The 14,720-nt window shown below is 70.7% G+C and carries 14 protein-coding genes; 6 read left to right on the forward strand and 8 right to left on the reverse strand.

The window, feature by feature from the left end:
- Positions 1-24: 24 nt before the first annotated feature.
- On the reverse strand, positions 25-762 hold the full coding sequence (locus ACVTJA_RS40060; protein WP_465828355.1) for a PspA/IM30 family protein: 738 nt from the start codon (positions 760-762) through the stop codon (positions 25-27).
- A 254-nt stretch (positions 763-1,016) separates the two neighbouring features.
- Between ACVTJA_RS40060 and ACVTJA_RS40065 the strand changes: the two genes are divergently transcribed.
- Complete coding sequence (locus ACVTJA_RS40065; RefSeq protein WP_465828359.1) at positions 1,017-2,384, forward strand: ATP-binding protein; 1,368 nt, start codon at positions 1,017-1,019, stop codon at positions 2,382-2,384.
- A 10-nt stretch (positions 2,385-2,394) separates the two neighbouring features.
- Here ACVTJA_RS40065 and ACVTJA_RS40070 read toward each other — a convergent pair whose 3' ends face one another.
- From ACVTJA_RS40070 to ACVTJA_RS40100, 7 genes are all read right to left on the reverse strand, one after another.
- Positions 2,395-3,735: a 5'-deoxyadenosine deaminase gene (locus ACVTJA_RS40070; RefSeq protein WP_465828362.1), complete on the reverse strand. Its 1,341-nt coding sequence runs from the start codon at positions 3,733-3,735 to the stop codon at positions 2,395-2,397.
- 20 nt (positions 3,736-3,755) lie between these two features.
- On the reverse strand, positions 3,756-4,160 hold the full coding sequence (locus tag ACVTJA_RS40075; protein WP_465828365.1) for a cytidine deaminase: 405 nt from the start codon (positions 4,158-4,160) through the stop codon (positions 3,756-3,758).
- A gap of 32 nt (positions 4,161-4,192) precedes the next feature.
- Positions 4,193-4,561, reverse strand: coding sequence for a PilZ domain-containing protein (locus tag ACVTJA_RS40080; protein WP_465828368.1), 369 nt, complete (start codon positions 4,559-4,561; stop codon positions 4,193-4,195).
- Positions 4,562-4,929: 368 nt separating this feature from the next.
- Positions 4,930-5,340 carry an SET domain-containing protein-lysine N-methyltransferase gene (locus ACVTJA_RS40085; RefSeq protein WP_465828370.1) on the reverse strand — a complete coding sequence of 137 codons (411 nt, stop codon included), beginning with the start codon at positions 5,338-5,340 and terminating at the stop codon, positions 4,930-4,932.
- Positions 5,341-5,391: 51 nt separating this feature from the next.
- Positions 5,392-6,537 carry a hypothetical protein gene (locus tag ACVTJA_RS40090; protein WP_465828371.1) on the reverse strand — a complete coding sequence of 382 codons (1,146 nt, stop codon included), beginning with the start codon at positions 6,535-6,537 and terminating at the stop codon, positions 5,392-5,394.
- A gap of 75 nt (positions 6,538-6,612) precedes the next feature.
- Complete coding sequence (locus ACVTJA_RS40095) at positions 6,613-6,975, reverse strand: VOC family protein (RefSeq protein ID WP_465828373.1); 363 nt, start codon at positions 6,973-6,975, stop codon at positions 6,613-6,615.
- A gap of 36 nt (positions 6,976-7,011) precedes the next feature.
- Entirely contained in the window at positions 7,012-8,316 is a 1,305-nt protein-coding gene (locus tag ACVTJA_RS40100; protein WP_465828375.1) for a thymidine phosphorylase, read from the reverse strand.
- Between the two features lie 82 nt (positions 8,317-8,398).
- Here ACVTJA_RS40100 and ACVTJA_RS40105 point away from each other — a divergent pair, with 82 nt between their 5' ends.
- From ACVTJA_RS40105 to ACVTJA_RS40125, 5 genes are all read left to right on the forward strand, one after another.
- Positions 8,399-9,592, forward strand: a complete 1,194-nt coding sequence (locus tag ACVTJA_RS40105; protein ID WP_465828376.1) for a BMP family lipoprotein — start codon at positions 8,399-8,401, stop codon at positions 9,590-9,592.
- Positions 9,593-9,657: 65 nt separating this feature from the next.
- Positions 9,658-11,139 (forward strand): ABC transporter ATP-binding protein, encoded by a 1,482-nt coding sequence (locus tag ACVTJA_RS40110; RefSeq protein ID WP_465840639.1) that lies wholly within the window; start codon positions 9,658-9,660, stop codon positions 11,137-11,139.
- The gene (locus ACVTJA_RS40115; RefSeq protein WP_465828377.1) at positions 11,132-12,268 is read left to right on the forward strand and encodes an ABC transporter permease; all 1,137 of its coding nucleotides are present in this window, start codon (positions 11,132-11,134) and stop codon (positions 12,266-12,268) included. Before ACVTJA_RS40110 ends, ACVTJA_RS40115 begins: the two co-directional genes overlap by 8 nt.
- Positions 12,261-13,190 (forward strand): ABC transporter permease, encoded by a 930-nt coding sequence (locus ACVTJA_RS40120; protein ID WP_465828379.1) that lies wholly within the window; start codon positions 12,261-12,263, stop codon positions 13,188-13,190. The genes ACVTJA_RS40115 and ACVTJA_RS40120 overlap by 8 nt, the downstream gene beginning before the upstream one ends.
- 352 nt (positions 13,191-13,542) lie before the next feature.
- Positions 13,543-14,715 (forward strand): hybrid sensor histidine kinase/response regulator, encoded by a 1,173-nt coding sequence (locus ACVTJA_RS40125; protein ID WP_465840640.1) that lies wholly within the window; start codon positions 13,543-13,545, stop codon positions 14,713-14,715.
- Positions 14,716-14,720 lie beyond the last annotated feature (5 nt).

Here is a 14,720-nt window from a genome sequence, read left to right on the forward strand (position 1 = left end):
GGCCTCTTCCCCTACGGGGGAGGACTACTCCACCCCCACCTTCTTGCCGATGGTCTTCTCGGTGCCGCCACCCACTTCCGACACGGGCGCGGGGCTCTCGAGCAGGCCCATCTCCATCTTCATCTGCTTCACGAGCTCGTTGGCCTGCATCTTCTCGGCCTCTTCCTCGATGTTGACGGCCATGTGGTCCACCGACTCGAGGGCCATCTGCATGCGGGCCTCGTTGACGGCGGACTTCTCCTGCACCTTGCGCAGCATCTCGTCGTGCGTCGAGTCGATGCCGGCGACGGTGAAGGACTCCATGGTGTCCGCCACCTTGGCCTGCCACTTGGCGCGGCGGGCCTCGCGGATGGCGTTCATCGCCTCCTGCGTCTTGCGCTCCTTCTCGCGCATGAACGCCTTCTTCACCGTCAGGGCCTTCTCGTAGGCCTGGCGGGCGGTGGAGAGCTGAGCCTCGTTGCGGCCCAGCGCGTCCTTCTCAATCTGGAGCTTGGCGGCGTACTGCGCGGCCAGGTCGTCACGGCCCGCCTGGATGGCGGCCTTCACCTTGGCCGTCAGCGAGCGCACGTCCTCCAGGTACTTGGCGTTCTCCTTCTCGAGCAGCGTCACATTCGCCCGGACCATGGCGATGGACTCGTTCATCTTCGGAACCTGGTCGTTCAGGTCGCGAACGTTCTGCTCGAGGATGAGCTCCGGATCCTCGATGGAGGAGACGAAGAAGCCGGCGAAGCTACGCATTGCCCTCTTGAATCTTTCCCACATGTCGTCGGTCTACCTCCATCCAGCCCTACTTGAATCCACCTTACACGATACCCGGGGAAGCAAGCAGCCACAGTCCCAACACTCTGACAACTGCTACGCGCTCCTACCTAAGCTCATTGCCTGACGCCTGAAAATCACGCACGGACGGCCGGTGGGAAGGCCCCCGGCGCCCGTGCGCAGCGCCGCCCGGCTGCCCTGCGGTGCGAGCTTGAGGCTTGCCCGTCGGGGAGGAAGCAGGGAAAACCCAGGATGACGTGTCCCCCTCCCCGCCCCCGAGCTCTTTTGATGACGCGCTGACGCGGGCGGTGGAGGCCCAGCGGCGCAGCGTGCTGGGCGCGGGCGCGGCGGTGCGGCTGGTGGGCACCACCGTCTTCCTCGGGCTCAGCACGGTGCTGTGGCTGTCGGGCGGCGCGGACTGGGCGACATACCCGCCCGTGCTGGCGGCGTACCTGCTCGTCGCGGGGGCGCTGTACGTGCTGCGCAAGCGGCCCGTGGCGCGGTGGCTGGGCGTGGTGCAGGCGCCGGTGGACGTGGGGCTGGTGTACTGGCTCCAACACGTTGCGATGCCGCACTCGCCCTTCCCGTCCGGCGTGGCGGGCTTCAGCCTGGGCCTCTTCGCGCTGGTGGTGGGGCTGAGCGGGCTGACACTGCGGCGGAGTGTCGTCTACGGCACGGCGCTGCTGGCGTGGGTGGCGCAGGCCGCGCTGATGCGGCAGGCGGGCGTGGGCTGGGGCGCGGTGGCCATCGCCCTGGTGGTGCTCGTCATGGTGGCGGCGGCGAGCCACTACGGCACCGGCCGGCTGCGGCAGCTCGCGGTGGCGCTGTCTCACGCAGAGGTAGACCGCGCGCTGGAGGCCCGTCGCTTCCAGGACGTGGAGGAGGCGCGGCGCACCATCGAACGGATGCTCGGCGACGCGCAGGCGAGGAACGACCAGCTCCAGGCCCTGCAGCGCGACAAGGAGCAGCTCACCCAGTTCCTCGTGCATGACCTGCGCTCGCCGCTGTCCGCGCTGACGATGACGCTGTCGTGGATGGAGCAGGAGGTGCCGGGCGGCAAGGGCGTGCTCGGGGAGGCCGTGCAGACGGGCCTGGCCGTCACCGCGCGGTTGGACCGGATGATTTCCGACCTGCTCGACGTGCCGCGCCTGGAGGAGGGCCGACTGGAGCCGCGCAAGGTGGCCTTCCCGGCGGCGAACCTGCTGGAGGAGGTGCGGCGCTCCCTGGACGGCGTGGCCCGCGCGCGCCGGCTGACGCTGGACGTGGCGGCGCCCCCGGAGCTGGAGGTGATGGGCGACTCGGAGCTGCTGGTGCGCGTGGTGGAGAACCTGGCCAACAATGCGCTGAGGTACGCGCCCACGGGCGGGCGGGTGCGGCTGGAGGCGGGCACGGACTCGCAGTGCCGCTGGCTGGCGGTGCGCAACGACGGCCCGCCGATTCCGCCGGAGACGCGCACCCGCATCTTCGACAAGTACATCCAGGGCGAGGCGGAGAAGGACAGCCGCCGCGGCTACGGGCTGGGGCTCTACTTCTCGCGCCTGGCCGCCGAGGCACATGGCGGCCAGCTCGCGGTGGAGGACACGCCCGGCTGGTCCACGTCCTTCGTGGTGCGGCTGCCGAACTGAGCGCGGGCCTTCAGCCCCGCGCGCGCTTGCGGCGCCGGAGGATGCGCTCCACGTGCGCGTTGGCGCTGGCCAGCACCGAGGGCGCATCCAGCGTGGTGAGCACGCCGTCCTTCAGCACCGGCTTGCCGTCGATGACCACGTGCACCACGTCGCTGCCGCGCGCGGAGTGGACCAGCGGGGCCAGCACGTCCTCGGCGGTGGGGCCCATGTGCAGGCCGCTCACGTCCACCACGGTGATGTCCGCGCGCTTGCCCACTTCGAGCGAGCCCACCTCGTCCTCCAGCCCGAGCGCCCGCGCGCCGTGCACCGTGGCCATCTCCAGCACGCGCATGGGCGTCATGGCGCGCGGCCCGACGCGGGGGTTGTGGAGCACGGACGCGAGCCGCATCTCGTGGAAGATGTCGAGCGTGTTGTTGCAGGGCGCGCCATCCGCGCCGAGCGCCACCGCGACGCCGTCCTCCAGCAGCTCGGGCACCTTGGCGATGCCGGACGCCAGCTTGAGGTTGGAGCCGGGGCAGTGGCACACCACGGTGCGCGTGTCGCGGAGGATGTCCTGCTCCTCCTGGGACAGCCACACGCAGTGGGCCAGCGTCACGTGCGGGCCGGACAGGCCCACCGTGTGGAAGAAGGCGACGTTGTCCTGGCCGCCGGTGTACTGGCGCACCGCCTCCGTCTCCTTTGCATTCTCACTGGCGTGCGTGTGGATGCGCACGCCGTGCTCGCGACCGAGCTTCGCCACCTCACGCAGCAATTCCGGCGTGCAGGAGAGGACGAAGCGCGGGCAGAAGGCGTAGCGCAGCCGCCCGTCGTGCTTGCCGTGCCAGCGCTCCATCAGCGCGAGGCTGTGGGCCAGCGACTCGGTGGTGGTTTCGCGCAACCCCTCGGGCACGGCGGCGCCCGCGTCCATCATCGCCTTGCCACCCACCAGCCGGAAGCCGCAGTCGCGCGCGGACTCGAAGACGGCGTCGTAGTGGTGCACGCTGCCCATGTCGAGCGCCGCCGTGGAACCCGAGCGGATGAGCTCCGCGAAGGTCAGGTCCGCGGACGCGCGCATGGACGCCGCGTCGTGCGAGGCCTCGAAGGGCCAGATGCGCTCGCGCAGCCAGTCCAACAGCTCCAGCCCGTCCGCGCGGCCGCGGAAGAGCGTCTGGCAGGCATGCAGGTGGCCGTGGATGAGGCCGGGCAGCACCACCTTCCCCGTCACGTCCAGCACCCGCTTCGTGCCTCGGGCCTTGAGGCCGCGCCCCACCTTCGCGATGCGCCCGTCCTGGACGAGCACGTCCGCCGCCACGAGCACCTCGCGCTCGCGGTTCATCGTCACCACGGTGCCGCCAGTCAGGAGCAGATCCACGGGGGTGCTCGAGTCTCTTTCTAGAGGAAGTCCTTCGTGAAGGCGTGCGGCAGCAGCTCGCCCAGGCTGTAGCGGGCCTCGCCGCCCTTCGGGGTGCGGCTGCGCACGGGCAGGCCCGGCGGACCGAACTCGGCCATCACCTGCCGGCACATGCCACACGGCGGGCACGGCTCCGGCGTGTCCACGACGATGGCCACGGCCACCGGCTTGTCGTGGCCCTGGGCCACGCCGGCGGCGAAGGCGTTGCGCTCGGCGCAGACGGTGAGGCCGTAGGTGGCGTTCTCCACGTTGCAGCCGGCCACCACCGCGCCGTCGGCGTAGAGGACGGCGGCGCCGACGGGGAAGCGCGAGTACGGCACGTGCGCGCGCGAGCGGACCCGCGCGGCCTCCTCGAACAGGCGCTCCCAGGGAATGTCATCCGCCATGACGCCTCCGTGAATCGCCAGGCCGCGTGGGCCTAGCGGGTGCCGCCGCCCTGCGCCACCACGTCATCCAGGTGACGGGCAATGGCCAGCTCGGCCTCCACCGGCAGCTCCATGAAACGCACATGCGCGAGCGGGCCCTGGGGGCCGTTCGTCACGTGGAGCACCTCGCCGTTGGCCTCCACCTCGTCGGGGAGGATGGGGAGCTTGAAGCGGATCTCCACCTTCGCGCCCGCCTCCAGGCCGGTGCCCTGCCAGGCGCAGCCCCCCAGGGACAAGTCCCCGTCCCGCGTCTCGAAGTCCTCCGAGCTTCCCGCCCGGCGCACCTTCAAGCGCATGGGCACCCGGGGAGAGTCGCGCCGGTCCTCGGCCTTGCTGCTCATCGAGTCGTTCCTCTCGGCCATCGCCGTTGCCTCCCTGCCGCTCATGCTCGCGCCACCGCCGGAAGAATGTGCCCCGGGGACGGCTTGGACACCGCCGTCACCCGGCAGGCCGGCCCGGCCACGTCCGCGAGGGACGGCGGCTGTCCGCCGACAGGGAGTCCAGCCTCGTGCTGGAAATGAATCGCGGAGGCCCCCACCGAGGCCTCCGCCCGTTCGTCACAGTGCATCGTCGGCGCATCATACGCGGACCTTTCCCGACAGGAGGCGCCGAAATGCATGGGGGGTCCGAAGGGAGGGGCCAGGGGCCTTGTACCGGGGGTGTCAAGGGGCCACGCCCTGCGTCATGGCACAACCCGGACGGTGCTATGCAGCCCGGATGAACCGGGGCGTCACTCGGGGACCTTCTGGCCCCGGGACTTCCACCAGTCCTCGCCGTAGCTGATGCAGATCTGCTCGCCAGGGTGGATGTCGCGCGTGGCGTAGAAGCAGAAGAGGTCGCGGTCCACGGCGCGGTAGTACGCGGCGTTGGGCTCCTGGGAGTGGTTGTAGATCATCCCGTAGCCCATCACGAGCGCGACCCAGTCCCCCTCGCGGTGCTCCTCCTTCTCGCCCCACTTGATCTGGAAGACGTAGTCGTCGAGCGGCGGCATCCGCGCGTGTTTGTGGAGCACCTTGAGGTAGTGACACTCCTCGATGAGCTCTCCGGCGGGGATGAGCTCGTCGGTGAAGACGCCGTAGCCCCACTCGCACGGCCGGACCTTCACGCCCGGATGGATGTACAGCGCTGCGCCCTGGTTCATGGCCGTGCCCGTTATGGCGCGTTCCGGGAACGGGGTGAAGCAATGGATGCGTCAGGGCGCGCTCAAGGCCGCGAGCGCCGACTCCAGGTCCGAGTGCAGGCAGTCCGCCGGGAGCCCAGCCTCGGTCAGGTGGAGCAAGGCCGCCTTGTTCACCCACCACGCCGTGCGCCCGGGTCGCGCGTGGAATCGGACGAAGCGCGGGTGGAGCACCGTGCCCATGCGGTGGAGGCCCGAGAGGTCCATCAGGAGGGGCTCCTCGGGAGGAAGCGAAGCGAAGAACGTGTCCAGTGCCTCGGCCTCCAGGCTCGACACCGTGCCGAAGAATCGGATGCGACGAGGTGTGCCCTCGAAGACCTTCACGGGCAGCCCGGCCTGAAGATACCTGTGGAGGTTCTCCAGGAACTCGATGAGCACGGGCTCGCGCGCCAGGTCCGTGGCGAGCCGGTAGAGCGCCAGGTTGAAGCCGTGCTGCCTGGGAAAGCGCTCGGGGTCGGGGCTCCAGGCGCTGAAGACCCGGGTACCGCCCTCCTGACGGATGAGGCATCTCACGCTCATGCCATCCAGGCCCATCTCCCACGCATCGGGGATGCCCAGCGGATCCAGCGCCGCGATTTCGTCGAGGAACCGCAGGCCCCTCTCCGTGGGGATGGCCACGGTCTCCGAGGGCATCGCACCGTGCTCGCTGGCGATGGTCACCGTGTCACCGGACGCGCTGAAGGTCGCGGAGATGAGGCCCTTCTCGTGGAACGAGGGACTGAACCGGGCCCCGTAGAAGCTGCCGGGCTCCAGGGGCAATCGGAGCTCGGGGACGTACTTCCCCTCCTCTTCTGTCTCCACCTGGAAGCCCCGGGCCTCCGCGGCCGCTCGGAGCTGGAGCATCATGTCCTTCGAGAGCATGCGCTCCGACCACTCCGTGGAGCTCGCGTACATGTCGCGCACCTCCTGGATGGCGTAGCGCCAATGCCCGGGAAGGAACTGCCGCAAGAGGGCCGCTTCCTTCAGCGTCGGCCCCTTGCCCCGCCAGCGGATGCGGATGTTCCAGAGGGGCTGCGGCTCGATGGCCGCACAGTAGATCCCCTGCATCACATAGCCGCACGAGAGACACGGGGTGGAGACGATGCCCCCTTCGACCGTGGACTCTCCGAGCGGGCCTCCACACTTGAGGCACTTCAGCTCGGTCTCGACCTCGTTCCCCATGGCGCGCTTCCCTTCGTTGGCGGCGCGCCAGGGACGTGTGGCCGCGACAGCGTCTGACCAGACCTGGGAACAGGCCTACGGCGTGTGGCACACCGCTTCGATGTTGTGCCCGTCCGGGTCGATGACGAACGCCCCGTAGTAGTTCGGGTGGTAGTGCGAGCGCAGGCCCGGCGCGCCGTCGCTCTTCGCGCCCAATTCCAGGGCCTTCGCATGGAACGCATCCACCGCCGCGCGGTCCTTCGCCATGAAGGCGATGTGCGTGCGCGGATGCGGCTCCTGCGACGTGCCAATCCAGAAGTACGGCTTGCGCGAGTCGCCGTAGCCACCCCGGTCACCGAAGTCCATGACCATCCGGTAGCCCAGCGTCCCCAGCACCGCGTCGTAGAAGCGCCTCGACGCGGCGTAGTCCCTCACTCGGAGCATGACGTGGTCGATCATGCCCCGCGCATCTAGCACGACACAGAGCAGCGGGAACTACTCCACCCGCTCCCGCACCAACGGCCGAGCCACGGGCGCCGCATCCCCGAACCTGTACGCGGCCAGCAGGCGCGCCTTCACGCCCTCCACCGGGCCCGCGTCGTTGTAGTGCACGCGCACCACCGGCTCGCCCTTCGCAACCTTCTCGCCCGTCTTCTTCAGCAGCGTGAAGCCCACGGCCGGGTCGATCTTGCTGTCCACCCGCTGCCGCCCTGCCCCCAGCGCCACACCCGCCAGGCCCACGCCCTCGGTGTCAATCGCGGTCACCCACCCGTCGCGCGGCGCCACCACGTCCACCGTCGACTTCGCCTGCGGCAGCAGGGAGTAGTCATCAATCGCGCGCGGGTCTCCACCCTGCACCTGGACGATTTCCTTCAACTTCCGCACGGCGCTCCCGTCCTCCACCACCTTGCGCAGCTTCTCGCGCGCCTCGTCCACCGTCGCCGCCTTCTTCCCCAGCACCAGCATCTCCGCCGTCAGCGCGTAGGTGATCTCCGTGTAGTCATCCGGAGCCTCGCCGCGGAGCATGTCCACCGCCTCCATCACCTCCAGCGCGTTGCCCACCTTGCGGCCCAGCGGCTGGTCCATGTCCGTGAGGAGCGCCACCACCTTCTTCCCCATCTCCGCGCCCAGGCCAATCATGGTCCGCGCCAGGAGCCGCGCGTCCTCGTCGCGCTTCATGAAGGCGCCGCTGCCCACCTTCACGTCCAGCACCAGCGCGTCGATGCCCTCCGCCAGCTTCTTGCTCATGATGGAGGAGGCAATCAGCGGGATGCAGTCCACCGTCGCCGTCACGTCGCGCAGCGCGTAGAGCTTCTTGTCCGCCGGAGCCACCTGCGCCGTCTGCCCAATCAGGCAGCAGCCCACCTCGCGCACCAGCCGCCGGTACTCGGACGTGGGCAGGTTGACGTTGAAGCCCGGAATGGACTCCAGCTTGTCCAGCGTCCCGCCCGTGTGGCCCAGGCCTCGGCCCGAAATCATCGGCACCGGCACGCCGCACGCGGCCGCCAACGGCGCCAGGCTGAGCGACACCTTGTCCCCCACCCCGCCCGTCGAGTGCTTGTCCACCTTCACGGCCGGCGTGTCCGACAAATCGAGGACCTCGCCGGACTCCAGCATGGCGCGCGCCCAGGCGCCCAGCTCCTTGGAGTCGAGTCCCTTGAAGAAGATGGCCATGCACATGGCGGCCATCTGGTAGTCCGCCACCGTCCCCGCCGTGTATGCCTGGATGAACGCGCGGATGTCCGCCGGGTCCAGCCGGCCTCCATCCCGCTTTGCCTTGATGAGCTCGTAGGGTTGCACGGCCCTGCCCATAGCAGGAACACGGCCCCCCATGCACTCCGGGAAAGGGAAAGCCCGGGCTTCATCTGCTAGATAGCGGCCCATGATGCTCCGTCTCCACGTCCTGGCCCTCGCCGCCCTCCTGTGCGCGTGTTCGAAGAAGGAAGAAACGCCCCCTGCCGCTGCCCAGGGCAGCGCCGCCGCCCAGCAGCCGACCAAGGCCGCCCCCATCCCCGTGGGGCTCGTCATCGACGTGGGCGGGCGCGGTGACCACTCCTTCAACGATGCCGCGCTGCGCGGTCTGGAGCTGTACGCGGCAGGCAAGCGCTATGAGGGCGGCAAGTACGTGGACGCCTCGCCCGACGAGGTCCGCCAGTCCCTCCCGCCCTACCTGTCGTCCATCGCCTCCACCATCCAGCCCCTGCCCGTGAAGCCCATGGTGCTCCAGAGCAAGGCGCAGGAGGACTACGCCCCCAACCTCCAGCTCCTCGTGGACCAGGGCGCGAAGCTCACCATCGGCAACGGCTACATGCTGGCCAACGCCGTGCGCACCGCCGCGCAGGAGAACCCCAAGTCCCAATTCCTGCTCATCGACAGCGAGGTGCTGGACGCGCAGGGCAAGGTGCTGAAGCTGCCCAACGTGCGCACCGTGCTGTTCAAGGAGCACGAGGGCAGCTTCCTCGTGGGCGCGCTGGCCGGTCTGGTGACGAAGACGGGCAAGGTGGGCTTCGTGGGCGGCATCGAGGTGCCCCTCATCCAGCGCTTCGAGGTGGGCTACCGCGCGGGCGTGAAGACGACCAACCCCCAGGCCGCCCAGTCGCTCATGGCCGTCTACACGGGCAGCTTCAACAACATGGCCGCGGGCAAGCAGGTGGCGCAGGACCTCATCGCCAAGGGCGCGGACATCCTCTTCCACGCGGCGGGCGCGGATGGCATCGGCGTCATCCAGGCGGTGAAGGAGGCGCGCGCGGCAGGGAAGAACGTGTATGCGATTGGCGTGGACTCGGACCAGTCGCACGTGGCGCCGGACGCCATCCTCACGTCGATGATGAAGTACACCGACCTGGCCATCTACCAGGCGACGAAGGACCTCGTGGACGGGAAGTTCTCCGCGGGTGACCAGGTGCTCGGACTCAAGGAGAACGGCGTGGGCATGGCCGACGTGCGACTGGACTTCCCCGGCAAGGCCGAGGCGCTGCAGAAGGTGGAGGCGCTGCGCCAGCGCATCATCTCCGGGCAGCTCCAGGTGCCGGCGGTGCACGCGGACCTCGTCTCCTTCCAGGCTGCCGCGCCCTGATTTCCCTCCGGCACATCCGAAAGGCCTTCGGCAACTGCGTGTCGCTGGAGGACGCGTCGCTCGACGTGCGCGCGGGCGAGCTGCTCGCCGTGGTGGGCGAGAACGGCGCGGGCAAGACGAGCCTGATGAACGTCCTGTACGGGCTCTACCAGCCGGACCAGGGCGAGCTGTCCGTGGACGGGCAGCCCGTGCGCTTCAAGAGCCCGCGCGACGCGATTGCCCGGGGCATCGGCATGGTGCACCAGCACTTCATGCTCGTGCCCACGCTCACGGTGGCGGAGAACGTGGTGCTCGGCCGCGAGCCCACGCGCCGCGGCCTGTTCGACCTGGAGCGCGCCGTCAGCGAGGTGGCCGCCACGTGCGCCCGCTTCGGCTTCAACCTGGAGCCACGTGCCCGCGTGGACACGCTCACGGTGGGCTCTCAGCAGAAGGTGGAAATCGTCAAGGCGCTGCATCGGGGGGCGCAGGTGCTCGTGCTCGACGAGCCCACCGCCGTGCTCACGCCGCAGGAGTCGGACGAGCTGGCCCACGTCATGCGAGGCCTCGTCGCGCAGGGGCGCACCGTGGTGCTCATCAGCCACAAGCTCAAGGAGGTGCTGGGCGTGGCGGACCGCGTCGCCGTCATGCGCCGGGGGCGCGTGGTGGCCGAGGTGCGCGCGTCGGAGACCACCGTGGGGCAGCTTGCGTCCCTCATGGTGGGTGAAGGGCACCGGACCGGGCCGGGCACGGCGGAGCATGCTCCACCGCCCGCCATGGCCGTCCCGAGGTCGCCGGTGGCATCCGCGGGCGAAGCCCTCCTCGAAGCGCGCGGGCTCCAGGCCGTGGGTGACAATGGCCGTCCGGCGCTGCGCGGCGTGGACCTCACCGTGCACGCGGGCGAAATCGTCGGCATCGCGGGCGTGGACGGCAACGGGCAGCGCGAGCTGGCCGAGGTCCTCACCGGCCTGCGCCCACTCACCTCGGGGAGCGGCACGTTGCTCGGAGGTCCCCTCGCCGGCCTCACTCCGGCCCGGGCTCGCGAGCGCGGTGTGGGCCACGTGCCCGAGGACCGGCTGCGCCGCGCCGTGGTGAAGGCCCTCACCGTGGAGGAGAACGTGGCCCTCGGCCGGCACACGCGGCCGCCCTTCGCCAAGGGGCCCTGGATTGACTTCACCGGGCGCCACGAGCGCACGCGCGCCCTGCTCGACGCGTACGACGTGCGCCCGCCCGACCCGACGATGGCGCTGGAGCGCCTGTCCGGCGGCAACCAGCAGAAGGTCGTCGTGGCCCGCGAGCTGGACGCGAGGCCCCGCCTCCTCGTCGTGGTGCAGCCCACACGCGGCCTGGACATCGGCGCGGTGGCCCACGTGCAAGCGAAGCTGCGCGAGGCGCGCGCCCAGGGAGCCGGCGTGCTGCTCGTGTCCCTGGACCTGGAGGAAGTCCTCACCCTGTCGGACCGCGTCTACGTCCTCTTCGAGGGGCGCGTGACGGGCCACTTCACGCGCGAGCAGTTCGACGAGCGCGAGCTGGGACGCCGCATGCTGGGAGCGGAGCCGGGTCATGCATGAGCGCCTGAGGCAGGCCCTCCCATCGGTGCTCTCCGTGCTGCTGGCGCTCGTGGTGTGCTGGGCGCTCATCGCCGTGACGATGACGCCCGGCACCGCCACCGCGGCCTATCTACAGATGTTATGGGGTGGCATCGGCAACTGGCCGAGCTACTTCGACGGGGGCGCCGCCACCGCCATCACCCGTCCCCTGGGCGAGGCCGCGATGAAGGCCGCGCTGCTCACCCTCACCGGCCTGTCCGTGGCGGTGGCCTTCAAGGTGGGCCTGTTCAACATCGGCGCGCAGGGGCAGATGATTCTCGGCGCGCTGGCCGCCGCCGTGGTGGGTGCCCACGTGTCCCTGCCCGCGGTGCTGCACATTCCCGCCGCGCTCCTGGCCGCGGCGCTCGCGGGGGGCGCATGGGCGGGCCTCGCCGCGCTCCTCAAGCTCTACCGGGGCGTGCACGAGGTCATCTCCACCATCATGCTCAACTGGGTGGCGCTGCGGCTCGTGGACAACTGGCTCGTCATCGGCCCGCTGCGCGGCGTGGCCGAGGCCGGCCAGTCCATCACCGGCACCGCCGAAATCCAGCCCACCGCCGTGCTGCCCCGGCTCCTGGGCGAGCTGTCCCGCCTCAACCTGGGCTTCCCGCTGGCGGTGCTGCTCGCGGTGGCGCTGTGGCTGTGGCTGACGCGCATGCGCTCCGGCTTCGAGACGCGCGCGGTGGGCCTGGGCGCCGAGGCCGCGCGCGCCGCCGGAGTCCCCGTGGTCCGTCGCACCGGCGTGGCCATGGCGCTGGCCGGGGCCATGGCGGGCCTGGCGGGCGCGGTGCTGGTGCTGGGCACCGAGGGGCGCTACCCCGGCACGCTGGGCGCCCCCTACGGCTTCGACGGCATCGCCATCGCCCTCATCGGCAACAACCACCCGCTGGGCGCCCTGGTGGCCGCGCTCTTCTTCGGCGTGCTGCGCGCGGGCGGCACGCGCATGCAGTTGCTCGACGTGCACAAGAGCTTCCCCGAGCTCATCCAGGGCCTCGCGCTCCTCTTCGTCGCCGGCCGCCTGGTGTGGCTCGCCCTGCTGCGCCGCCGCGAGTCCTCCGCGCCCGCCGCCACCTCCAGCACCGCGTCCACCGCGGAGGTGCCCCGTGCTTGAGATTCTCCGCGCGCTGCTCTTCTCCACCCTGGACGCGGCGCCCGCGCTCGTCTTCGCGGCGCTGGGCGCGGTGCTCTCCGAGCGCGCCGGCGTGGTGTCCGTGGGCGTGGAGGGGATGATGCGAGTGGGCGCCTTCTGCGCGGCGGTGGCGGCGCTGAAGATGCCCCTGCCCCTGGCCATCGCCATGGGCATGCTCGCGGGCGCAGCGCTGGCCGCGGTGCACGGCTTCCTCAGCATCCGCTGGCGCTCGGACCAGGTGGTGTCCGGCATCGCCCTCAACCTCGTGGCCCTGGCCGGCGGCACCTACCTGCTGGAGTCCCAATACGGCCCCAACGGCACGCCGGCCATCGAGGGCCCCTCGCACTGGGCCATTCCCGGCCTCGAGTCCGTGCCGGTGCTGAGCGCGCTGTCCGGCCACTCCGCGCCCACGTACTTCGCGCTGGTGCTGCCCTTCGCCCTCCAGGGCCTCCTGGCGCGCACGCCCCTGGGCCTGCGGCTGCGCGCGGTGGGTGACAAGCCCCACGCCGTGGCCACGCTGGGCCTGAGCGTCGCGGGGCTGCGCTGGGGCGCGGTGCTGGGCGGAGGACTGCTGGCGGGCCTGGGCGGCGCCGTGCTGTCCACGTGCGTGCTGGGCCGCTTCGAGCAGCACACCCCCGCGGGCCTGGGCTTCATCGCCCTGGCCGCCATGGTGTTCGGCCGCTGGACGCCCGTGGGCGCCTTCCTCGCCGCCCTCTTCTTCACCTTCGGCGACGCGCTGAGAATCGGCCTCGCCTCCAGCGCGCCGGGCCTCCTGGACGTCGTACCGCAGGGCGTGTTGCAGGCCCTCCCCTACGTGCTCACCCTTGCCCTCCTCACCCTCCAGGGGCAGCGTGGCAACGCCCCCGCCGCGCTCGGCGTGCCCTACCAGCAGGAGTCGCGGTAAGCCCGTCCATTGGCCGGGGTGTTTTTGAACCCGGGTCATTTTTGATTCCTGGTCAGGACTGACCCCCACCCGTCGCGTGTGCAACACCGCCAGTGGGGGTTCCGCCCTGGAGGCAACAGTACAACCCCGCGCCTTTACAGGGTTGTTTTCGCCTCCGTTCCGTCAGACGGCGATCGAAGTCCCCCACCCCTCCCGGCACGCGCCTCGCATGGTGCGGGTCTGGTTTCGGACCGCGTACCGGACTGGACGCAGGCTCCGGGGGGGAAGTCGCATCCAGTCCGGTATGCGGTCCGTAGGGTCTGCGTGGATACATCCGGGTGTCGCTGCCCGGTCACCTGGTGGGGGTGGCGTGATGCTGGAGACGACGGGAACAGCTGCGGCGTACCGGCCCCGAGTGCTGGCCGTGGACGTGCAGTCGGGCGGCATGGAGCGGCTGTACTCCATCCTCTCACCGGCCGGCTACGACGTACTGCCCGCCAGCGGCAAGGGGGCGGCGGCGACGGCGTCCCGGCAGGCGGCGGACCTGGTGCTGCTGGACGTGCAGCGCCCCGGCACGGACGGCCTCGCGGCCTACCGGCGCCTCCAGGCGGAGATGGGCGGCAACCCGACGCTGCCGGTGCTGATGCTGACGCCCAGCGCGGACCGGCAGACGCGGCGCGAGGTGCTGGAAGCGGGCGTGGATGATCTGCTCATCACCGAGCCGCTGGACCCGCTGGAGCTGAAGGTCCGCATCCACACCCTGCTGGAGCTGAAGGCCCACCGCGAGGCGGGCGGCCAGCGCGCGGAAGCGCTGTTGGACCCGCGCACCCGCTGGGTGGAGATGGAGCGGCTGGCGCGCCTGGGCACGCTGGCGGCGGACGTGGCGCAGAACCTGGGCCGGGTGGGCGAGGACATGCAGCGCGCCCTGGCGCACGTGCAGAGCCGCGCCCTGCAGGGCCTGCCGCCGGACGCCGCGGAGCTGAGGAAGCTGGGCGTGGCGGGCGAGCAGATGCGGCTGCACGGCCAGCACCTGCTGTCGCTCGGCCCCACCAGCCCCAAGGACATCCAGCGCTTTGATTTGCGCGACCTGGTGCCCGGCGTGGTGGAGCGGATGCGCGTCGCCGGCCGCCTCGGCTCGGCGGAGGTGAAGGTGCTGCTGCCGGAGGACCCCATTGCCGTGGTCTTCAACCGGCGCCAGTTGGAGCAGGTGCTGGTGGAGCTCCTGGCCAACGCCGCGGACGCGGTGGAGGACGTGACGGACCGCCCGCGCCGCATCCACGTGGGCGTGGAGCTGCCGGACATCTTCGGAGACTTCGGCCCCCGCATGTTCGTCAAGGACACCGGCATCGGCATCTTCGAGGACGAAATCGGGGCCGTCTTCGAGCCCTACTACACGACGAAGGCGCCGGAGAAGGGCGCCGGCCTGGGCCTCACCGTGGCCCGCGCCCTGGTGGAGGCCATGGGCGGCAGGCTCACGGTTACGAGCCGCGTCAACCTGGGCAGCACCTTCACGGTGGAGCTGCCCGAGCAGACGTCCTCCTGGTAGCGACC

The sequence above is a fragment of the Pyxidicoccus sp. M6 genome, assembly GCF_055568925.1.